Origin of the sequence: Methylocystis parvus (assembly GCF_049675845.1) — a bacterium.
GTDB classification, from domain to species: domain Bacteria; phylum Pseudomonadota; class Alphaproteobacteria; order Rhizobiales; family Beijerinckiaceae; genus Methylocystis; species Methylocystis parvus_A.
The window spans coordinates 752018-771213 of record NZ_CP187161.1 but is presented as its reverse complement, the minus strand read 5'-3'; the positions used below and the strand labels follow the sequence as shown (position 1 = coordinate 771213).

At 64.8% G+C, this 19196-nt stretch carries 19 protein-coding genes and 1 pseudogene; 7 read left to right on the top strand and 13 right to left on the bottom strand.

Going from position 1 to position 19196, the window contains the following annotated elements; all coding sequences use genetic code 11:
- Positions 1–120 precede the first annotated feature (120 nt).
- From ACPFMJ_RS04175 to ldtR, 4 genes are all read right to left on the bottom strand, one after another.
- Positions 121–735, bottom strand: coding sequence for an anthranilate synthase component II (locus tag ACPFMJ_RS04175; protein ID WP_424362604.1), 615 nt, complete (start codon positions 733–735; stop codon positions 121–123).
- A 93-nt stretch (positions 736–828) separates the two neighbouring features.
- A complete protein-coding gene (locus ACPFMJ_RS04170; protein ID WP_424362603.1) occupies positions 829–1929 on the bottom strand; it encodes a site-2 protease family protein in 1101 nt (366 codons plus the stop codon).
- A 79-nt stretch (positions 1930–2008) separates the two neighbouring features.
- On the bottom strand, positions 2009–2746 hold the full coding sequence (locus ACPFMJ_RS04165; protein ID WP_424362602.1) for a DUF5765 domain-containing protein: 738 nt from the start codon (positions 2744–2746) through the stop codon (positions 2009–2011).
- A gap of 129 nt (positions 2747–2875) precedes the next feature.
- Positions 2876–3388 (bottom strand): transcriptional regulator LdtR, encoded by a 513-nt coding sequence (gene ldtR, locus ACPFMJ_RS04160; protein ID WP_424362601.1) that lies wholly within the window; start codon positions 3386–3388, stop codon positions 2876–2878.
- A gap of 353 nt (positions 3389–3741) precedes the next feature.
- On the opposite strand from ldtR, the gene ACPFMJ_RS04155 reads away from it, so the two are divergent.
- The 3 genes from ACPFMJ_RS04155 to ACPFMJ_RS04145 all read left to right on the top strand — a co-directional run bounded on the left by ACPFMJ_RS04155 (position 3742) and on the right by ACPFMJ_RS04145 (position 6974).
- The gene (locus ACPFMJ_RS04155) at positions 3742–4767 is read left to right on the top strand and encodes a bifunctional nicotinamide-nucleotide adenylyltransferase/Nudix hydroxylase (protein WP_424362600.1); all 1026 of its coding nucleotides are present in this window, start codon (positions 3742–3744) and stop codon (positions 4765–4767) included.
- A 235-nt stretch (positions 4768–5002) separates the two neighbouring features.
- On the top strand, positions 5003–6397 hold the full coding sequence (locus ACPFMJ_RS04150) for a nicotinate phosphoribosyltransferase (RefSeq protein ID WP_424362599.1): 1395 nt from the start codon (positions 5003–5005) through the stop codon (positions 6395–6397).
- A 100-nt stretch (positions 6398–6497) separates the two neighbouring features.
- Positions 6498–6974 (top strand): J domain-containing protein, encoded by a 477-nt coding sequence (locus ACPFMJ_RS04145; protein WP_424362598.1) that lies wholly within the window; start codon positions 6498–6500, stop codon positions 6972–6974.
- A gap of 3 nt (positions 6975–6977) precedes the next feature.
- Here ACPFMJ_RS04145 and ACPFMJ_RS04140 read toward each other — a convergent pair whose 3' ends face one another.
- From ACPFMJ_RS04140 to ACPFMJ_RS04130, 3 genes are read right to left on the bottom strand one after another with little or no spacing between them, the layout of a single operon-like run.
- Positions 6978–7517 carry a DUF6163 family protein gene (locus ACPFMJ_RS04140; RefSeq protein WP_424362597.1) on the bottom strand — a complete coding sequence of 180 codons (540 nt, stop codon included), beginning with the start codon at positions 7515–7517 and terminating at the stop codon, positions 6978–6980.
- Between the two features lie 27 nt (positions 7518–7544).
- A complete protein-coding gene (gene trpE / locus ACPFMJ_RS04135) occupies positions 7545–9068 on the bottom strand; it encodes an anthranilate synthase component I (RefSeq protein ID WP_424362596.1) in 1524 nt (507 codons plus the stop codon).
- An 11-nt stretch (positions 9069–9079) separates the two neighbouring features.
- Complete coding sequence (locus ACPFMJ_RS04130; RefSeq protein WP_424362595.1) at positions 9080–10978, bottom strand: SurA N-terminal domain-containing protein; 1899 nt, start codon at positions 10976–10978, stop codon at positions 9080–9082.
- Positions 10979–11201: 223 nt separating this feature from the next.
- Here ACPFMJ_RS04130 and ppk2 point away from each other — a divergent pair, with 223 nt between their 5' ends.
- Together ppk2 and ACPFMJ_RS04120 are read left to right on the top strand one after the other, a co-directional pair.
- Positions 11202–12206, top strand: coding sequence for a polyphosphate kinase 2 (gene ppk2 / locus ACPFMJ_RS04125; RefSeq protein WP_424362594.1), 1005 nt, complete (start codon positions 11202–11204; stop codon positions 12204–12206).
- 337 nt (positions 12207–12543) lie between these two features.
- The gene (locus tag ACPFMJ_RS04120) at positions 12544–12987 is read left to right on the top strand and encodes a hypothetical protein (protein ID WP_424362593.1); all 444 of its coding nucleotides are present in this window, start codon (positions 12544–12546) and stop codon (positions 12985–12987) included.
- Between the two features lie 6 nt (positions 12988–12993).
- On the opposite strand, the gene arsB is transcribed toward ACPFMJ_RS04120, so the two are convergent.
- The 6 genes and pseudogenes from arsB to ACPFMJ_RS04090 form a co-directional block, all read right to left on the bottom strand.
- Positions 12994–14055: an ACR3 family arsenite efflux transporter gene (gene arsB, locus ACPFMJ_RS04115; RefSeq protein ID WP_424362592.1), complete on the bottom strand. Its 1062-nt coding sequence runs from the start codon at positions 14053–14055 to the stop codon at positions 12994–12996.
- Positions 14056–14131: 76 nt separating this feature from the next.
- A pseudogene (gene arsA / locus ACPFMJ_RS04110) lies at positions 14132–15900 on the bottom strand (arsenical pump-driving ATPase).
- An 8-nt stretch (positions 15901–15908) separates the two neighbouring features.
- A complete protein-coding gene (arsD, locus tag ACPFMJ_RS04105; RefSeq protein WP_424362591.1) occupies positions 15909–16265 on the bottom strand; it encodes an arsenite efflux transporter metallochaperone ArsD in 357 nt (118 codons plus the stop codon).
- Positions 16266–16301: 36 nt separating this feature from the next.
- Positions 16302–16829, bottom strand: coding sequence for an arsenate reductase ArsC (locus ACPFMJ_RS04100; RefSeq protein ID WP_424362590.1), 528 nt, complete (start codon positions 16827–16829; stop codon positions 16302–16304).
- Positions 16829–17338: an ArsI/CadI family heavy metal resistance metalloenzyme gene (locus ACPFMJ_RS04095; RefSeq protein ID WP_424362589.1), complete on the bottom strand. Its 510-nt coding sequence runs from the start codon at positions 17336–17338 to the stop codon at positions 16829–16831. Before ACPFMJ_RS04095 ends, ACPFMJ_RS04100 begins: the two co-directional genes overlap by 1 nt.
- 29 nt (positions 17339–17367) lie before the next feature.
- Positions 17368–17724, bottom strand: coding sequence for an ArsR/SmtB family transcription factor (locus ACPFMJ_RS04090; protein ID WP_424362588.1), 357 nt, complete (start codon positions 17722–17724; stop codon positions 17368–17370).
- Between the two features lie 116 nt (positions 17725–17840).
- On the opposite strand from ACPFMJ_RS04090, the gene tpiA reads away from it, so the two are divergent.
- The gene (gene tpiA, locus ACPFMJ_RS04085) at positions 17841–18593 is read left to right on the top strand and encodes a triose-phosphate isomerase (protein WP_424362587.1); all 753 of its coding nucleotides are present in this window, start codon (positions 17841–17843) and stop codon (positions 18591–18593) included.
- Between the two features lie 152 nt (positions 18594–18745).
- Positions 18746–19168 (top strand): nucleoside-diphosphate kinase, encoded by a 423-nt coding sequence (gene ndk, locus ACPFMJ_RS04080; RefSeq protein WP_424362586.1) that lies wholly within the window; start codon positions 18746–18748, stop codon positions 19166–19168.
- The last annotated feature ends 28 nt before the right edge of the window (positions 19169–19196 follow it).

Here is a 19196-nt window from a genome sequence, read left to right as displayed (position 1 = left end):
TGCCCCCTCCCTGTCCCTCCCCCGCGAGCGGGAGAGGGGACGCTCACGATCAGCGCTGCCGGATGAGGGCGACGATTTGCTCCCTCTCCCGCGTCAGCGGGGGAGGGTTGGGGTGGGGGCTTACGCCGCCTTCGCCCGTCCGCGGGGTCCCTGGTTCCACTCCGCCGCAAGATCCAGGAAATTTTGCAGGATCTTGTGGCCGTGCTGCGAGGTGATGCTTTCGGGGTGGAACTGCACGCCATGCGTGGGCAGCTCGTTGTGCGACAGGGCCATGATCAGCCCGTCGGGTGTCTCGGCGGTGATGCGCAGGCAGGCGGGAAGCGTCTCGCGCTTCACGACGAGCGAATGGTAGCGCGTCGCCTGGAAGGGGCCGTCGATGCCGCGGAAGACGGCGTCGCCATGATGAAGGATCGTCGCCATCTTGCCGTGGATCGGCAGCGGCGCGCGGATCACCTCGCCGCCGAAAACCTCTCCGATCGACTGGTGCCCGAGGCACACGCCAAAGATTGGGACCGTCGCGGAAGCCGCCTTGATGAGGTCCATGCAGATGCCAGCCTCGTGCGGCGTGCAGGGGCCGGGCGAGAGGACGATGGCGTCCGGCGCCTCGGCGAGCACGTCCGCGACCGAAACTGCGTCGTTGCGATGCACGGTGACATTCGCCCCGAGCTGGCCGAAATAATGGACCAGATTGAAGGTGAAGCTGTCGTAATTGTCGATCAGCGTGACGTTGGACATGACGATTCCGAGGCGGGCGCGGGGCGCGGCGTAAGTTGATTTTCCAATAGGACGGGAGGGGGCGTTAGGCAACCTTTCCCGGCTCGGGCGCTGCTAGGACGCAATCTCCCGCCGCGGAAACCGCCAGTCCGGCCGCGCGTCGCGGATCATCATGATCTCCGCGAGGGACTGCCGCGTAAGCAGCCCGAGAAGCCGCCCCTCGGCGTCCACGACTCCAACGGGGTCGCCGGCGTTGAGGATCGGCAGAGCGGCGTCGATCGTCTCATGGGAGCCGATGGTCGGGACTTCCTTTTTGGAGAAGGGCGCAACCGGGGCGCCGGGATCTGAAACGCGCAGCGCCTCGACGATCTCGGCGCGGGAGAGAAGGCCGGCGGGCCGCCCGGCATGGTCCACGACCGGAAAATCGTCTTGCGACGTCGCGAGAAGAATGTCGACGGCCTCGCCCACAGTCGAGCCGCGGTTGAGCGTCGCGATGCGATGCTCCATGGCGTCCACGGCGGGGAGGCCCCGCGCGGCTTCGGCCATGGTCGTCATCTGCGCCTCGCCCGCCGCCGCCATGTAGACGAAGATGGCGATGAAGAGCAGCATCGGGTGGCCGAAGAGACCGGCGAAGCCTAGGACGAAGGCGAAAAGTTGCCCGATTGAGGCGGCGATGCGCGTCGCCTTGCCCTGACCGAGCCACATGGCGAGCGCCGCGCGCAGCACGCGGCCGCCATCCATGGGGAAAGCGGGGATGAGGTTGAAGACGGCGAGAAAGACGTTGGTCGCCGCGAGCCGCTCGAAAATGTTGATCGAGGGGTCGCTGATATGGGCCGCGTCTCCGAAGTTGAAGGCGCCGGAGACGGCGATGAGGATCGCGGCGATGACGATATTCACCGCCGGGCCGGCGAAGGCGATCAGCAACTCCTGATAGGGCTTTTGCGGCATGGACTCCATATCCGCCACGCCGCCGATGGGCAGCAGCGTCACCTCCGGGGAGACGATGCCGAATTGCCGGGCGGTGAGGATATGCCCGAATTCGTGCAGCACGACGCAGAGGAAGATGGCCGAGATGAACAGCACGCTCTGGCCCGCGGCCTCGGCGCCGCCGCGCTGGAAGGCGGCCATCCCGATCCATGCCAGGAAGAGCAGCAGGGTGACGTGAATTCGCACGGCGGTTCCCTTGAACGTGCCGAGCGTAAAGGACCAGCGCATGGCGCCCCCAAACGTGATTAACTTTTCAAGAAATAGGCGCTCGGAGGAGGTTAGGCCAGAGCGCGTCGGCGAAGGGCGGTCATCCGGCCGCCCAGCTCCTCGGCCAGAGCGGCCACGTCTTCACGCGGAACCAGTCCATCAGTGGCGGCGTGAAGGCCAGGACGACGATGCCGATGGAGAACAGGCACCAGATCGCCGGCACCTCGTTGTTCTGCGTTGTCAGCGCATTGGCGAAGACGGGGCCGAGAAGCAGATGGAAAAGCGTGAAGCGCCAGGAGCCGTAAATAACCGGCATGACGAAGACCGCCAGCATGTAAAACGGCAGCCCCCAATTGGCGCCGATGAGATCCTCGATCCCGGTCCCGAGGCCGTTCAGAGGAATGTCCCATGCGATATGCCAGTCGCCGGATCGCGTGCAGAGCGACGGGCCGCACATGGTTTCCGGGATGCGGCAGGAGCCGGCCCATTCGATCGGCAAAAGCTGGGCCAGCGTCAGGGCCGAGCACAGGCCGCAGACGAGATAGACCCAGAACTGAAGGCGCCGACGGGGCTCAGCCGGGATCAGCTCCAGCGATATGGCGTTGATAAAGGCGGGTTGTATCGCGATGTGCAGGAAGGACAGGAAGGTTATCACCCTGTTTGCCGGCGTCCCGCAGGCGTTGATGACGAGATAGCCCGCCGCCTGCAGCGCCTCCATCGACGCGAAAAACGCCAGCGCCACCCAGATCGCGGTGGGAGCGCCCCGGCGCCGCGCCAGGACCGACGCCCCGCCGCCAATTACGGTCATGCCGACGGAAACCGGCAAATTCCAGCACATGAAGCCCCCAATTCGCTTGCTCGATTTGCCGCTTCGGGAGCTTAACAGATTAGGCTGACTTAAATCAAAAGCGCCGGCTCGCGCCCGAGGGCGGCGGCCGGCGAAGTTTGCGACAGAAGAAAGGAAGGATCAGAGGCGGTAGCGGATCTGGTCGGTCCAGAAGCGCTCCAGACGCGTCAGCGACTGGTTGAGGTTCTTGAACTCATCGCAGGAGACGCCGCCAATGTGCTCGATCGTCGTGGCGTGCTTCTCGTAGAGCTGCGAAACGATGTCGTGCACTTCCTTGCCCTTGGGCGTCAGGCTGATGCGGACCGAGCGACGGTCGAGGCGCGAGCGGGCGTGATGCAGATAGCCCATCTCGACCAGCTTCTTGACGTTGTAGGAAACGTTCGAGCCGAGATAATAGCCGCGGGTGCGCAGCTCGCTCGCGGTCAGCTCCTTGTCGCCGATGTTATACAGCAGCAGGGCCTGGACCGAGTTGACATCGCCGCGATCGCGACGGTCGAATTCGTCCTTGATGACGTCGAGAAGGCGGCGGTGAAGGCGCTCGACCAGGGTCAGGGCTTCCAGATAGACGGGACGAATCTCGCTGATGCGTTCCACGCGGGCCTGCTGGGGGGCGGTCTTCGTAACGGCGCTCATCTTCTTCTCCATCGTCTATTCGTGTGACGCGTTGATCGCTTGATGGGTTCAAATTAGACCGACGCGAATGAACTTGAGTTTAAATAACAGGCTGAATCCGATGTTTACCGAGGATTGCCGCCTTTCGGTGAACATCCGATAAATTGCAACGATCGATTTACACTGAATCCGCCGTAAAGGTTTCGCAGGTTTAGCTAAGATTTGTCGCAGGATTTAATAAGTGGGACTCTGCGGTATTAAAAAGGCTGATCCTTCCTCCTTGTGAAAAGCTGTGGATACGCTAAGCTCTGCAATATCGGCGGATCGCCGATCCGTCCGGGCGGACCGGACGCGCCATCGCATGAGGGAGCCTCATGACACGCTACGACCTCGCGGTCTTCATCGGCCGTTTCGAACCCTTCCATCTCGGACATCTCGCCATTCTGCAGCGCGCGCTCGCGCTCTCCGGGCGTGTCGTCGTGCTCGTCGGCTCGGCGGAGGCGCCGCGCACGGCCAAGAATCCCTGGAGCTTCGCCGAACGCGCATTGATGATACAGGCCGCGCTCGGCAAGGAGGCGCGCCGCGTGACGGCGCTGCCTTTGCGGGATCATCTCTATAATGAAAACGCTTGGCTTTCCGAGGCGCAGGCTCAAGTCGCGAGCGTCGCGGCTGAGGCGAAATCGTTCGCGCTCTTTGGCTTCAGCAAGGACGCGTCGAGCTATTATCTGAAGGCGTTTCCGCAATGGGAGCTTGTCGACTCGACGAGCGTGCCGTTGTTGTCGGCGACCGAGTTACGGCGCCAGCTTTTCTCGGAAGAGCCCGGCGCGTTGCGCCTCCTCGAGGCGAATGTGCCGGCGCCTGTGTTCGAGATCATCGACGCCTTCCGCAAGACGGAAGCCTATCGGCAGACGCTCGACGAGTTTCGACACATCGAAACTTATCGCGCCGCCTGGGCCAGCGCGCCCTATGCGCCGGTCTTCGTCACGGTGGACGCCGTCGTCGCGCATTCGGGCCATGTGTTGCTCGTGAAGCGCAAGGCGCAGCCGGGGCGGGGATTATGGGCCTTGCCCGGTGGCTTCGTCGGGCAGGACGAGACGCTGCGCGACGCGGCGCTGCGCGAATTGCGCGAGGAGACGCGGCTGAAAATCCCCGCGCCTGTGCTGCGCGGCAGCATTCGCAGCGAAGCCGTATTCGATCACCCGGATCGTTCGCTGCGCGGACGCACCATTACGCATGCTTTCTATTTCGAATTCCCATCCGGCGAACTGCCGTCCGTTCGCGGAGCAGACGATGCGGCGCGTGCGCGGTGGGTTCCCATCTCGGAAGCGCAGGGCATGCGCGCGAGCCTGTTCGAGGATCATTTCTTCATTCTCGAGCATTTTCTCGGGGCAGGGTGGTGAACTGCTGCGTCAATTGCGAGGAGCGGGGCGACGAAGCTAACCAGCACGGGCGTCGCTGCTTTGGATTGCTTCGCCTTCGGCTCGCAATGACGGGACACCCTACCTGAGTAATTTTCAGGGAAGCTGGCGCGTGCCGCTCCGCACATCGGCGATACGCGCGCCATGCAATGAACTGAACAGTTCGCCCCAAAGGGGAAAGACCCCGAAGCGGGCTCACGCGCGAAGGAGTTTCGCCATGTTTACGGTCAACCCGATCCTCAACACCGACAGCTACAAGACCAGCCATTACCTGCAATATCCGCCGGGGACGACGCGCGTCTTCTCCTATGTCGAGAGCCGCGGCGGCGTTTGGGACCGCACGCTTTTCTTCGGCCTTCAGGCGATCCTGAAGCAGGAGTTTCTGACGCCCGTCACGCGCGCGCATGTCGAGGAAGCGCGCGATCTCCTCGCGCCCCATGGCGTGCCGTTCAACGAAGCGGGATGGCTCAAGCTCATCGACAAGCATGGCGGGTTGATGCCGCTGGAAATCCGAGCGGCGCCGGAGGGGAGCGTCATTCCCGTTCACAACGCCATGATGAGCGTCGTGAACACGGACCCGGATTTCTTCTGGCTGACGTCCTATGCCGAAACCGCGTTGCTGCGCGTCTGGTATCCGGTCACGGTCGCGACGATCAGCTGTCAGGTGCGCCGGTCGATCAAGGCGGCGCTCGAACAGACCGCGGACAATCCATTGGCCGAGCTGCCCTTCAAGCTGCACGACTTCGGCGCGCGCGGCGTATCGAGTTACGAAAGCGCGGCCCTTGGCGGTCTTGCGCATCTCGTCAGTTTCAAGGGAACCGACACGCTCGCGGCGCTGCTTGCGGCGCGGGAATTTTATCACGAGCCGATGGCGGGCTTCTCCATCCCGGCGGCCGAACACAGCACGATTACGGCCTGGGGCCGGGAAGGGGAGGTCGACGCCTACGCCAATATGATCGCGCAGTTCGGCAGGCCCGGGAAAATCTTCGCCTGCGTCTCGGACAGCTACGACATCTTCGCCGCGGTCGAGCGCCTCTGGGGCGAGACGCTGCGCGAGAAGGTCGTCGAAAGCGGCGCGACGCTGGTCGTGCGTCCCGACAGCGGCGATCCGGAGACGATCGTTGCGAAGACGCTGGAGCTGCTCGCGGCGCGCTTCGGCTTTAACGTCAATTCCAAGGGCTACAAGGTGCTGCGCAACGTCCGCGTCATTCAGGGAGACGGCGTCAATCCCGAGAGCATCAAGGCGATGCTCGCCCGCGTCGTTCGCGACGGTTTCAGCGCCGAGAATGTCGCCTTCGGCATGGGCGGCGCGCTGTTGCAGCGGCTCGACCGCGACACGCAGAAATTCGCTTACAAGACCAGCGCGGCGGAAATCGGCGGCGCGTGGCGGGACGTTTACAAGGACCCTGTGACGGACCACGGCAAGAGATCGAAGCGCGGTCTGCTGGGGCTGGTGAAGGATCAGGGTTACCGGACGGTTTCGGTCGATCCTGACCGTTTCGAGCCCATCGGCGGCGGCGAAAATGTCTTGAGGCCTGTCTATCGCAACGGCGAGCTTCTCGTCGACGAGCCGCTTTCCGTCGTCCGGGAGCGGGCGGCGGCGGCCATTTGATGTGGCCGTTGGCGTCGAACATGCATGGAGGCGCGTCGGACCGGTTTGCGCGAAAGGTTTCCGACAGGAAGGCGCGCCGGCCCATGCATCAAGGCGTCGCATGGCGGACAAAGAGGAATGGGTCGTCTGGAACGGCTCGCTGGGCGTCCTCGTCATAGCGGCGCTGGGCCGGATCGATGGCGGCGAAGGCGGCAGGAGCGCATGGCTCGCGCCGCCTTACGATGTCGTCGGGCCGTTCAGCCTCGATGACCTCGAAACGCTCGGGCGGATCGCTTTCGGCGAATGCCTCGTCATGTCTCGCCAAAGATGGCAGGAGGATCAGGTCGAGCTTCGCGTGGAGGGGCGCAGGAAGCGGGCGGCCTTCCAGCTTCGCTTAGCAATTGGCGACGACGACGTATCCCATCGTGAAGCGCTGGACTTGCCTTTGGAAGGCGCGCTCGACCCACCGGCGATCAACGCTGCTTTTCGGCGACGCGCCAAGCGTGCGCATCCCGACGCAGGGGGTAGCAGCGAAGACTACCGCCGCATCGCCGAGGCCCGCGACGCGCTGCTCGATCAGCTCGCGCGTGTCTCGTAAGAATTATTTCGCGGCTGGCGGCGGAGGGGGCGGCGGCGCGGCCGCAGCGCGAACGCGCGCGTTTAACTTGCGCCGCCGGCGCTCGCGCAGGCGCTGGCTGTCCACGTCGCGGCCGGCCTCGAAGGTCAGCGCGAAATACATCAGGATGAGAACGGCGTTGACGCCGATCAGCCAGTAGCCGCCGACGAAGAAGCCCGGCATGCTGAGGGTGAGGAAGATCTGGGCGCTCGCGATCAGGAGCCACAACACGCCGCCCCAGGGCGTCGCGAGCCACAGGCCGACGCCCGCCACGAGATCCAGCACCGCGAAGAAGATGACCGCGAAGGCGGCGTTCTGCGGCATGGTGTCGAAGATCGACTGCTGCGCCGTTAGGACGATGCGCCAATGCATCAGCCCCTGCAGGAGCCAGAACAGCGCCACGATGCGCATGAAGCGCGAGAGCAGCATGCCCCATTTCGCCGCGTCGCCCGCGGGGCCGGGATCGCCGACGCGGATCGGCCGGTAAGGGTCGTCGCCGTCGTCGTAAATGGTGGGGTCGGCCATTAACGGTCCTTAGCGGGGACGAGCGCCCTATTGGCCGCGCCGCGCGCGAGCGGCGAATCTAACGGCTTCCTCCGCGGCGCGGAAGAGCGCCATGGATTTATTCACGCATTCCCGATTTTCATATTCCGGCTCGCTGTCATAGACGACGCCGGCGCCCGCCTGCACATGCATCTTGCCGTCCTTGACGATGGCCGTGCGCAGCACGATGCAGGTGTCCATCTGTCCGCCCGAGCCGAAATAGCCGATGCAGCCGCCATAAATGCCGCGCTTGTCGGTTTCGAGCTCGTCGATGATCTCCATCGCGCGCACCTTGGGCGCGCCGGAAACCGTGCCCGCCGGGAAACCCGCCGCCAGCGCGTCGATGCAGTCGAAGCGGTTGGCGTCCAGCTCGCCTTCGACGTTCGAGACAATGTGCATCACGTGGCTGTAGCGCTCGATGGTGAAGCTGTCGGTGACGCGAACCGTGCCGGTCTTCGCGACGCGGCCCACGTCGTTGCGCCCGAGATCGAGCAGCATGAGATGTTCGGCGCGCTCCTTCTCGTCGGCGAGAAGCTCGGCGGCCAGCCGCTCATCGGCCGCCTTGTCGGCGCCGCGCCAGCGCGTGCCGGCGATGGGACGGATCGTGACCTTGCCCTCTGCGACGCGCACCAGAATTTCGGGGCTCGAACAGACGATCTGGAAGCCGCCGAAATCGAGGAAGCAGAGGAAAGGCGCCGGATTCACGCGGCGCAGCGCGCGATAAAGAGCGAAGGCGGGCAGGGCGAAGGGCGCGGTGAAGCGCTGCGAGAGCACGACCTGAAAGATGTCGCCCGCGCGGATATATTCCTTCGCGCGCTCCACCATTTCGAGGAAACGGGGCTTCGGCGTGTTGGAGACTGGCTCCTGCGCCAGGAGCTGCGGATCGCAGCCCGCGTCGCGATGGTCGAGAGGCGCCTCGAGCGTCGCGACGATCCTGTCGAGACGCGCCAGCGCCGCCTCGTAAGCCGCCTTGGCCGTGACGCCCGGCTTCGGGCGCACGGGCGTCACGATGGAGATTTCATCCTTCACCGTGTCGAAGACGACCATCACGGTCGGCCGCAGCATCAGCGCGTCCGGCACGCCGATCTTGTCTTCCTTCGCCGGCGCCAGCCGCTCCATCTGGCGCACCATGTCATAGCCCAGATAGCCGAAGACGCCGGCCGCCATGGGCGGCAGATGCGTCGCCGTCGCGGGGATCGCCGACTCGGCGATGAGCTCGCGCAGCGCAACCAGCGGCGGCGCGTCGCAAGGGGTGAAGGCGTTCCTGTTCGTCAGCGCGTCGCGGTTGATTTCCGCTTTGTCGCCGACGGCGCGGAAAATCACGTCCGGGTCGAGCCCAATCATGGAGTAGCGGCCGCGAGCGGCGCCGCCTTCGACTGATTCTAGCAGAAAGGCGGAGCCGTCGCGGTCGCGCGACAGCTTCAGATAGGCCGAGACCGGAGTCTCCAGATCGCCGACAAGGCGAGTCACGACGAGCGTCGGCCGGCCGGCGTCGTAATCGGCGCCGAAGGCCCCGAAGTCAGGCTCGAACATGGCGGCGGTCACTAGTCCTTTTCCACTCCGGTCGCTTGGCGCAGCGCCTTCTCGTTGATCTCGACATTGAGCGCCTTTTCGAGGCCGCCGACATATTGCTCGAGGAGGTCGTTCTGCAGCGCGGGCTTGAGCTGCTCGGCGATCGTCTTCGACTCGATGGAGTTCGGGTCAAAAGCAGGCGTTTGCGCGTCCTTGACGACGAAAATCAGTTTGCCGCCGTCGACCGAAACCGAGCCGGAGCCGCCGGGAGCGACTTCGAAGAACTGCACGATCGTGTTTGTCGCAAGGTCCGGGCGCTGCGCGCGCTTCACGTCGGTCGCGCGCTTCACCTCGGCCCCGACGGCCTTGGCGGCGTCGTCGATGGACTGGCCGCCCTTGATCTTGGCGACGATCTCGTCGGCCTTGGTCGCGAGCGCCTTCTGGGCGTTCTCGGCGCGCATGGCTTCAGCCACTGCGCCCTTCACTTCCTGGAAGGTCTTCTGGCGGGCGGGCTCGACGCCGTTGACTTCGAACCAGACATAGCCGCCGTCGCGCGTCGCGACAGTCTCATTGTCCACGCCGATGTCCGAGGCGAAGGCGGCCTTCAAGAGATCGGCGCCGGCGGGAACGTCGAGTGGCTTGCCGTCCTTGCCATTGCCCGCGTCGTCGACGGCCTCGATCGTGCGCGTCTTGAGACCAGCGGCGGCGGCCGCTTCTGCGAGCGGCTTGCCGGAGGCGCGCTGATCCTCGACCGCCTCATGCAGGCGGCGCACTTCCGGCGTGGCCTTGCCCTGGGCGACCTCGGCCTTGAGCTGGTCGGCGACCTGCTCATAAGTCTTCGTGGTGATCGCGGGCGAAATCTTCTTGACGACCGAGATGACCGTGCCGAATGCCGTGCTAACGGGCTCCGCGACGCCGGGCTGGGGCAGGGCGAAGACGGCGGCGCCGACCTTGGCGTCGCCGAAGTCGCGCTGCTCGACGAAGCCGAGGTCCACATCCTTCGGATTGCGCTTCAGCTCGGCGGCGAGGGCGTCCACATCGGCCCCGCCCTTCAGCTTGGCGAGCGCGTCCTGCGCTTCCTTCTCGGTCTTGAAGACGAGCTGGCGGACTTCGCGCTTCTCGGGCGTGCCGAAGCGCTTGGCCTTCACCTCGTCATAGAGCTTGCGGGCGTCCGCGTCGGTGACGTCGGCCGGCTTCGCGACGGTGCCGGGGCTCACTTCGAGCACAGTGATCTTGCGGTATTCCTTCGCGCGGAAGGTCTGCTCGCGATCATCGAAATATTTCTTCAGCTCTTCGTCCGAGGGGGTCGCGCCGGCGCCGGCGGCCGAGGTCGCCAGAATGAAATAGTCGACCGAGCGGGCCTCGTTGCGGAAGCGATGGATCGCCTCGATCATCAGCTTCGGCGGCTCAACGCCGCTGATCACGAGGTCGGTGAGGGTCTTGCGCAGATAGGCAAGCTTCTGGTCCGCCACGAAGCTACGCTCGGTGAAGCCGGCGTCGCGGGCGATGGCCTTGAATTTCTCCGCGTCGAACTTGCCGGCCGTCTGGAACGCCTTTTCATTGGCGATCATGCGCTGGGCGGCCTCGTCGCTGGTGGCGAGGCCGAGCTGACGCGCTTTCTCGTCGAGGGCGACGTCGGTGATCAGACGCTCCATAACCTGCAGGTCCATGCCGGCCTTGTGCGCCTCCTCGGCGGTGACGGCGCGGCGCAGGCGCTGCTGGATCCGGCGAAGATCGTTCTGGAAAGCGCTGCGGAACTGTTCGACCGTCACCTCGCTATGGCCGACCTTGGCCAGGCGCTGGGCGGTCATGCCGCGGAAGACGTCGCCGACGCCCCAAATCGCGAAACTGACGACAATGACGCCCATCACAACCGCCATGATGGTGCGGCCGATCCAGTTCTGCGATGCGACGCGCAGGCCCTCGAGCATGATTTCCGGTTCCCTGTTCGTGTTTTTGGGACAACCCGCCCCTGTTTTGGCGGCGGACTATAGGGAGGGGCGCGGGCCGTGGCAATCAGCCGCGCGCATATGTTTGCCGGCGCGTCGATATGCGGCATTGCCGGCTCGGACTCGGGCGCGCAATCTCCCGCCCCGTCAGCGCGAGGTTGAGGGCGGCGGCCCCCGGCGCTGGCTGTTTGCCGAAGGAAACCTGATGGAAGACACCGAGAACGTGATCAGCGCCGAGGCGGTCGAGGCGCTGGAGAAGATGGGCGCCGGGGCGACCGAGGCCGAAGGCGGGGCGTTCGCGGAAGAGCCGGCGGAGACCCGCCGCGGCGATCCCCGCCGTCTTCGCACCGATTCGGAGGCCATTCGGCACGCTTTCGAGACGGGAGAATTCCCCTACAAGTCTCGGCTCTCCAACAAGGTCTACCTCGACCATATGGAGGCCTTGCAGGTCGAACTGCTGAAGGCTCAGAGCTGGGTGAAGGAAACCGGCCAACGCATCGTCATGCTCTTCGAGGGCCGCGACGCGGCGGGCAAGGGCGGCACGATCAAGCGCTACATGGAGCATCTGAATCCGCGCGCCGCCCGCGTCGTCGCGCTGGAGAAACCCTCCGAGCGCGAACGCACCCAGTGGTATTTCCAGCGCTATATCGAGCACTTGCCGTCCGGCGGCGAAATCGTCTTCTTCGACCGCTCCTGGTATAACCGCGCCGGCGTCGAGCGCGTCATGGGCTTTTGCACCCCCAACGAATATCTCGATTTCATGCGCCAGTGTCCCGATCTGGAGCGCATGTTCGTGAGCTCCGGCGTCCGCCTCTACAAATACTGGTTCTCCGTTACGCGCGAGGAGCAGATGCGCCGCTTCAATGCGCGCGAGACCGATCCGTTGAAGCAGTGGAAGCTCTCGCCCATCGACCGCGCCTCCATGGATAAATGGGACGACTACACCGAGGCGAAGGAGGCGATGTTCTTCTTCACGGACACGGCGGACGCGCCCTGGGTCGTGATCAAATCGGACGACAAGAAGCGCGCGCGTCTCAACTGCATGCAGCACTTCCTGTCGAGCCTCGAATATCCCAACAAGGACCACAGCGTCGTGCGCGGTCCCGATCCGCTCATTGTCGGCTCCAGCGCGCACGTTATCGGGCGCAGCGAGCATATCGTGGGCAAGTCGCTGACGCTGGATTTGGACAAGAAGCGCAAGCGCGCATAGCGCGTTCATCGGCGCGCCCGGCCCCCCCGCGTCCCTGCGCAGCCGGGCGTTCCAACTTTTTATCGCCGCCCACCGCCTTTGAGCCGCAATTCTGCCCACGGAAGGGCGCGCTCTGCCCATTTCAAGGCCTTTGTTGCAGAATTTTTCGACAAAACCTTGTTCAAAATCAAGCGCCTACTTGCAGGCGTCCGAGCCCTCGCGTAACGATTGAGACGTTGAAGCTGACGGGGCCTTTCGCCCGAGCTAACAGCCCCCGGGCGGAGCGCTTGGCCCGCGGGCGTGAAAAGTAAAATGCGGCGATAGAACGCAACGTCCAAGCGCCCCAAAAGGAACAGCTATGCTGCGATCTTACGGTCTTGCAGGAATGATGACGCTTGTACTCTTTTCTGCGCCTGCCAGCGCTTTCGATGTTACGGGCCCTGACTATGGTGGCCGCGTCGAGCCTTATGTCGCGCGTCTCGCCCACGCCCAGGCGCGTGGCGAGGAAGTCCGCATCGGTCCGGTCGAGTGCGACAGCTCCTGCACGCTTTATCTCGCGGCTCGGCGTTCCTGCGTCTCGCCCGGCGCCGTCTTCGGCTTCCACGCCCCGTGGGTCGGCGGGCCGACGAGCGGCGTCGTCGATCGGCAAATGACGGCGGTTTTCGCCTCCGCCTACAAGCCGCCGCTGCGCCGCATCTTCATGAACCATGTCCGCAACTCGCGCGGCATGGTGCCGGGGCCGCTGCTGAAGATCTCGGGCGCGCAGCTCGCGAGCCTCGGCTACCGCCTCTGCGGAGAGTAACCGGCTTCAGGGCTGGTCGGCCGGCGCGAATGCGCCTTTGCGCGACGCGCCGCGCTCGTACCAGCCCTTGCTGCGGTTGACGATCCAGCAGACGCTGAGCATGACCGGGACCTCGATCAGCACGCCGACGACGGTGGCGAGCGCCGCGCCGGAGTCGAAACCGAAGAGGCTGATCGCCGCCGCGACCGCCAGTTCGAAAAAGTTGCTGGCCCCGATCAGCGCCGAGGGGCCCGCAACGCAATGCTGCTCTCCCGAGACGCGATTGAGCGTATAGGCGAGCGCCGAGTTGAAATAGACCTGGATCAGGATCGGAATGGCCAGCATCGCGATGATCGCCGGTTGGCGAATGATCTGTTCCCCCTGAAAGCCAAAGAGCAGAACCAGCGTCGCAAGCAACGCCACGAGCGACAGCGGGCCGATCTGCGCAAGCGCCGCGGACAGTCGCGTCTCGCCGCCGGATGCGAGCAGCGTCTTGCGCGCGGCCTGCGCCACGATCACCGGCACGACGATATAGAGCGCAACCGACAGCAGCAGCGTGTCCCATGGCACGGTGATGGATGAAAGGCCGAGCAGCAGCGCCACGATCGGCGCGAAGGCGACGATCATGATGGCGTCGTTGAGCGCCACCTGGCTCAGCGTGAAATGCGGCTCGCCCTTGGTGAGGTTCGACCAGACGAAGACCATGGCCGTGCAGGGCGCCGCCGCGAGCAGGATGAGCCCCGCGATATAGCTGTCGATCTGATCCGCCGGCAGATAGGGGCGGAACAGATGGCCGATGAATATCCAGCCCAGCAGCGCCATCGAAAAGGGCTTCACCGCCCAGTTGACGAAGAGCGTCACCCCGATCCCGCGCCAATGCCGCCCGACTTCCTTCAGCGCCGCGAAGTCGATCTTCATGAGCATCGGGACGATCATCAGCCAGATCAGCGCCGCAACCGGCAGATTGACCTTGGCGATCTCGAGCGCGCCTACCGCGTGAAAAAAGCCTGGAAAGAAATGGCCGAGCACAACGCCTGCGACGATGCAGAGCGCCACCCAGAGGGTGAGGTAACGTTCAAAGACGGTCATTGCGGGCGCTTGGCTGACTTGCTCCGGGCGCGCGAGGGTTGTGGCTTCGGTCATGGGCGTTACCCTTCTCGAGTATTCAGGCCGGCTCGGTGGCCGGCGCGGCCAGTTTGAGGAGTCGGTCCACGCCGACAGGTTCTTCCCGAAGCATCGGCACGACCGCGTAGCGGCGCGCATGGACTGTCGCGACCTTTTCCATTTCCGCCAGCTCGTTTTGCGCGCGCTTGCGTAACAGGGGCGCATGCGGGCGCGCCGCCGCGATGCTGCTGTTGATGACCCACGCCCATGGCTCGATGCCGGCGCGTCGCAGATCGGCCTGCAGATTGGCCGCTTCGAGGACGGGGGTCGTCTCGGCCAAAGTCACAAGCAGCACCTTGGTCCGCTTCGAATCCTGAAGCTGCATCATCGGCGTGGTGTAATGCGCGCCCTTCGCGTCCAGCATGCGCGCGACCTCGCGGTGATAGGCCCCCGTCGCGTCCAGCAGCAGCAGGGTGTGGCCTGTCGGCGCGGTATCCATCACGACGAATTTTTCTCCCGCCTCGCGGATGATGCGCGAGAAGCCTGGAAGACGGCGATCTCCTCGGTGCAGGGCGAACGCAAATCTTCTTCGAGCAAGGCGCGTCCTGCAGCATCGAGCTTCGCGCCTTTCGATTTCAGCACCTCTTGCCGATAGCGGTCGGTTTCCGCGTGCGGGTCGATGCGGCTGACCGTCAGATGCGCCATGGAGCCATGCAGCGTCTCGGCAAGATGCGCGGCAGGGTCGGACGTGGTGAGGTGAACAGGCAATCCGCGCCGGGCGAGCTCGACCGCCACCGCAGCGGCCAGCGTCGTCTTCCCGACGCCGCCCTTGCCCATCAACATGACCAGCCCATGGCCGTCGCGGGCGATGTCGTCGACGAGATCGGAAAGACTTGGCGCGCGCAGCTCGACCGGCGCCCGGTCCTCTGTTTCGATCGGCGGCGCCGTTTCGGCAAGCAGCTGGCGCAAGGCGCCGAGACCGACGAGGTTGACGGGCTTTAGCGGCACATCATCGCGGGGCAAGGCGCGCAGCGCGTCGGGCATCGCGGCCAAGGCCGCCTGTTCGCGCCCATAGATCGCCTCCGCAAGCGGATCGAGAGCGGCTTCTTCCTTGGGTAGAAGACCATTGACGATCAGGAATTGCTCGGTGAGGCCGATCGCCGCCAACTCACCATGGGTGCGCGCCGCTTCGCGCAGGGCGGAATTCTGGGCGCGAGCGACGAGGATGAGGCGGGTGCGCTGTCCATCCGCAAGCGCCTGCACAGCCGCATTGTATTGCGCGCGCTGCTTTTCGAGGCCGGCGAGCGGGCCGAGGCACGAGGCGTCGCCTTTTCCCGCTTCGAGAAAGCCCGACCAGGCGACGGGCAGTTGCAGCAGCCGAATGGTGTGGCCGGTCGGCGCGGTGTCGAAAACGATATGGTCGTAAGCCGAGGTGATCTGCGTATCGGTCAGCAGCGCCGTGAATTCATCGAAGGCGGCGATTTCGGTCGTGCACGCTCCGGACAATTGCTCTTCGATGCCCTTCACCACTACGTCCGGCAGCTTGCCGCGAACGGGTCCGACAATGCGATCGCGATAGGCTTGCGCCGCCGCCCCCGGGTCGATTTCGAGCGCGAAGAGATCGGGGACGACCGGAATGGCGGTGATCTTGTCGCCTATCTCGACGCCCAGCACTTGCCCGACATTGGAGGCGGGATCGGTGCTGACCAGCAGCACGCGGCGGCCAGGTCCCGCAAGCTGAATCGCCGTGGCGCAGGCAATCGAGGTTTTGCCGACGCCGCCCTTGCCGGTGAAGAAGAGAAATTGGGGCGCGCCCGCCAGGAATTTCATGGCGTTCCTCAGCAGCAGCGACTGCCGCCGCAGCAGGAGCCCTGTTGCGCTTCGGCGGTCTCCGTGACGCCCGCCCAGCGCGCCAGTTCGGCGCGGTTGGGATAGCGCCCCGCAAGGGCGATGTCGCCATTGACGAGGATCAGCGGCAGGGCCTCCTGCCCGGAGCGCTCCAGAAAGCCTTTTACCGTTGCGTTATCGGCGAAGGCCATCGGCTGCTGGGCGAGATTGAAGCGCTCGATTTGCGCGCCGTTCTTCTTCGCCCAATCGACGTCCGCCGCGAAGCTCACCAGCGCTTGATCGGCGTCGACGCCGCAAACGCCCGTGTTGCAACAAAGCGCGGGATCGTAAACTTGAATGGTCGTCATGATCGTCCTTTCAGAATTGTGCTGTGGCAGTCGCTTTTACGCCTGCGCCTTGTCGCTCTGCGAGGCGCCCTCCGAGCCGCCGATTTCGCGAAGGCGGCTGCTCAGGGTCAATCGATCGAGGCGGCCGATCGGTGTCGCAAGCAGAAGAGAAATGCGTGTCTTCATGTAACGAAAGGCGAGATTGAACGCCTTCTGCTTCTCCATGTCCGAACCTTCGACGCCTGCGGGGTCTTCGATTCCCCAATGGGCCGTCATCGGCTGGCCGGGCCAGATCGGGCAGGCTTCGCCAGCGGCGCTGTCACAGACCGTAAAGACGAAATCCATCTGCGGCGCGCCAGGGCCGGCGAACTCGTCCCAGCTCTTGGAACGGAAGCCGTCGGTCGGATAGTCGTATGCTTCAAGCGTCTTGAGCGCATAGGGGTTCACAACGCCCTTGGGCTGGCTCCCCGCCGAGAAGGCGTGAAAGCGCCCTGCACCATCCTTGCGCAAGATGCCTTCGGCCAAAATCGAACGGGCGGTGTTGCCCGTGCAGAGAAAGAGGACGTTGTAGATTCGGTCTGACATCACGCAGTCTCCGTGGGGCCGCAGCAGGAGGCGCTGGCGTCGCGTTCCGGTTTAGGGGAACAACAAACGCCTTGCGGCGCCGGTGGCGTGCAACAGGCGCTTTGGCGGTTCCGGGCGGCGTCGAGGGCCGGATCGTCGCCATAGATCGTGCTCTCGCCTGTTGTCAGGAACGACTCCCAAAGGAGCCCTTGCGGATCTACCGTCCACGCCTTTTCTGACTTGGCGTAGCAGCAGGTCGTCTCGCCTTCCTCGATAACCGGCCCCTCGGCCTCTTTCAGGCGACCATAAACCTGCTCGAGCTCATCCGGCGTTTCCACCTGGATTCCGAGATGGTCGAGCCCGGCTTTCCGCCCGCGCGCCGAGATGGCGAAATTCACGCGCGGGTCCTCGAGCATCCACTTGGCGTAATCCGGTTGGGCGACGGTCGGCTCGGATCCGAAAAGCGCACTGTAAAATCGGATCGATTGGGCCAGGTCCTCGACAGACACATGCACATGAAGGCGTTTCATGGGGTCCCCTTTTTGAGTTGTCTTGGCGATCAGTCTTTGTTCGGCCGGCTCGGCGGACAGCAGGGCGCCACATCGGGAAGGACTGGCGCACAAACGTCGGATCGCCCGCCGCAGCAGTCTTCGGCGAGGTAGCGGACGAGCGCGTTGAGGCGCGAGAGATCGGCGCGATAGACGACGCTGCGGCCGATGCGGACGCTCGTCACGAGCGCAGCGTGGGACAGGATGTTGAGATGCGCGGACAATGTATTCTGGGGCACGCTCAGCTTGCGCGCGAGTTCGCCGGCCGCGAGCCCCTCGGGCTCGGCGCGCACGAGCTGGCGAAAGGCGTCGAGCCGCGTCGGTTGGGAGAGCGCTGCAAGGCAGGCGAGGGCTGCATCTATTTCCATAACTCTGGATATATGGAATTGATTGCGACAAGACAATGACGCTGCGCCGGCCGGTCGCATTGCGAGTCCGTTAGCTTCTGTTAGGTAAAGTCTTTCAGATTGAAGGATTACCCCGCATGCCCCGCTGCCCGCTCGTCGCCGGAAATTGGAAAATGAACGGGCTGCTCGCCTCGCTCGCCGAAGTCGCCGCGATGGGGACCGCCTATGACGCTGCGCTCAAGAGCAAAGTCGAGCTGATCATCTGCCCCCCGACCACCCTGATCGGTCCGGCGCTCGAGGCCGCCACGCAGGGCGGGCTTGGCCTTGGCGCGCAGGATTGCCACGTCGCCGCGAACGGCGCCCATACCGGCGACATTTCCGCCGAAATGCTCAAGGATCTGGGCGCGTCCTACGTGATCGTCGGCCATAGCGAGCGCCGCGCGGACCATGGCGAGACGGACGAGATCGTGCAGGCGAAGGCCGCCGCCGCGCTGCGGGCCGGGCTCAAGCCCATCATCTGCGTCGGCGAGACGCGCGCCGAGCGCGAGGCGGGCCAGGCGCTCGCCGTCGTCGGCCGCCAGATCGAGGGCTCGCTTCCGGCCGACGCGCCGGGAACCATCGTCGTCGCTTACGAACCCGTCTGGGCGATCGGCACGGGGCTGACGCCGACGCCCGCGGACGTCGCCGAGATGCATGAATTCGTGCGCGAGCGGGTCGAGGCGCGGCTCGGCGGCGGCAAGAGCGAGGCCGTGCGCATTCTTTACGGCGGTTCGGTCAAGCCCGCCAATGCCCGGGAACTGATGAGCGTGCCGAACGTGGATGGCGCGCTGGTCGGCGGGGCGAGCCTCAAGGCGATCGATTTCATGGCGATCGCCGAAGCTTACCGCTGATGGCGGCAGGCTTGCCGCCGCGGGGCGCCGCCGGTATAAGCGCGGCGCTTACCGTCTGGAGCGCGCGCGAAAAAGTGGACCCCGGTTTTTCGCGGGAAGCGCGCTCCGACTCTTGAATTCCAGCACTCCAACAGACGAGGCGATGCGCTCTCATGGCGATCGAACGCACTTTTTCCATCATCAAGCCCGACGCGACCAAGCGCAACCTCACCGGCAAGGTCAACGCCATCATCGAGGGCGCCGGCCTGCGCATCGTCGCGCAGAAGCGCATCCGCATGACCCGCGAGCAGGCCGAGACCTTCTACGCGGTCCATAAGGAGCGCCCCTTCTTCGGGGAGCTCGTCGACTTCATGATTTCCGAGCCGGTTGTCGTGCAGGTGCTCGAGGGCGAGAACGCCATCGCGACGTATCGCGAAGTCATGGGCGCCACCAACCCGGCCAACGCCGCGCCGGGCACGATCCGCAAGGAGCATGCGCTGTCGGTGGGCGAGAACTCGGTGCACGGCTCCGACGCCCCCGAAACCGCCGCGATCGAAATCGCGCAGTTCTTCTCGGGTAACGAAATCGTCGGCTAAATCGGCCGATTGCGGGGTAGAAGAGCGG

What these genes read in the sequence shown, in the direction of transcription:
- ACPFMJ_RS04175 (WP_424362604.1), bottom strand. Translation starts at nt 735, where the DNA reads ATGTCCAACGTCACGCTGATCGACAATTACGACAGCTTCACCTTCAAT.
- ACPFMJ_RS04170 (WP_424362603.1), bottom strand. Translation starts at nt 1,929, where the DNA reads ATGCGCTGGTCCTTTACGCTCGGCACGTTCAAGGGAACCGCCGTGCGA.
- ACPFMJ_RS04165 (WP_424362602.1), bottom strand. Translation starts at nt 2,746, where the DNA reads ATGTGCTGGAATTTGCCGGTTTCCGTCGGCATGACCGTAATTGGCGGC.
- ldtR (WP_424362601.1), bottom strand. Translation starts at nt 3,388, where the DNA reads ATGAGCGCCGTTACGAAGACCGCCCCCCAGCAGGCCCGCGTGGAACGC.
- ACPFMJ_RS04155 (WP_424362600.1), top strand. Translation starts at nt 3,742, where the DNA reads ATGACACGCTACGACCTCGCGGTCTTCATCGGCCGTTTCGAACCCTTC.
- ACPFMJ_RS04150 (WP_424362599.1), top strand. Translation starts at nt 5,003, where the DNA reads ATGTTTACGGTCAACCCGATCCTCAACACCGACAGCTACAAGACCAGC.
- ACPFMJ_RS04145 (WP_424362598.1), top strand. Translation starts at nt 6,498, where the DNA reads ATGGCGGACAAAGAGGAATGGGTCGTCTGGAACGGCTCGCTGGGCGTC.
- ACPFMJ_RS04140 (WP_424362597.1), bottom strand. Translation starts at nt 7,517, where the DNA reads ATGGCCGACCCCACCATTTACGACGACGGCGACGACCCTTACCGGCCG.
- trpE (WP_424362596.1), bottom strand. Translation starts at nt 9,068, where the DNA reads ATGTTCGAGCCTGACTTCGGGGCCTTCGGCGCCGATTACGACGCCGGC.
- ACPFMJ_RS04130 (WP_424362595.1), bottom strand. Translation starts at nt 10,978, where the DNA reads ATGCTCGAGGGCCTGCGCGTCGCATCGCAGAACTGGATCGGCCGCACC.
- ppk2 (WP_424362594.1), top strand. Translation starts at nt 11,202, where the DNA reads ATGGAAGACACCGAGAACGTGATCAGCGCCGAGGCGGTCGAGGCGCTG.
- ACPFMJ_RS04120 (WP_424362593.1), top strand. Translation starts at nt 12,544, where the DNA reads ATGCTGCGATCTTACGGTCTTGCAGGAATGATGACGCTTGTACTCTTT.
- arsB (WP_424362592.1), bottom strand. Translation starts at nt 14,055, where the DNA reads ATGACCGTCTTTGAACGTTACCTCACCCTCTGGGTGGCGCTCTGCATC.
- arsD (WP_424362591.1), bottom strand. Translation starts at nt 16,265, where the DNA reads ATGACGACCATTCAAGTTTACGATCCCGCGCTTTGTTGCAACACGGGC.
- ACPFMJ_RS04100 (WP_424362590.1), bottom strand. Translation starts at nt 16,829, where the DNA reads ATGTCAGACCGAATCTACAACGTCCTCTTTCTCTGCACGGGCAACACC.
- ACPFMJ_RS04095 (WP_424362589.1), bottom strand. Translation starts at nt 17,338, where the DNA reads ATGAAACGCCTTCATGTGCATGTGTCTGTCGAGGACCTGGCCCAATCG.
- ACPFMJ_RS04090 (WP_424362588.1), bottom strand. Translation starts at nt 17,724, where the DNA reads ATGGAAATAGATGCAGCCCTCGCCTGCCTTGCAGCGCTCTCCCAACCG.
- tpiA (WP_424362587.1), top strand. Translation starts at nt 17,841, where the DNA reads ATGCCCCGCTGCCCGCTCGTCGCCGGAAATTGGAAAATGAACGGGCTG.
- ndk (WP_424362586.1), top strand. Translation starts at nt 18,746, where the DNA reads ATGGCGATCGAACGCACTTTTTCCATCATCAAGCCCGACGCGACCAAG.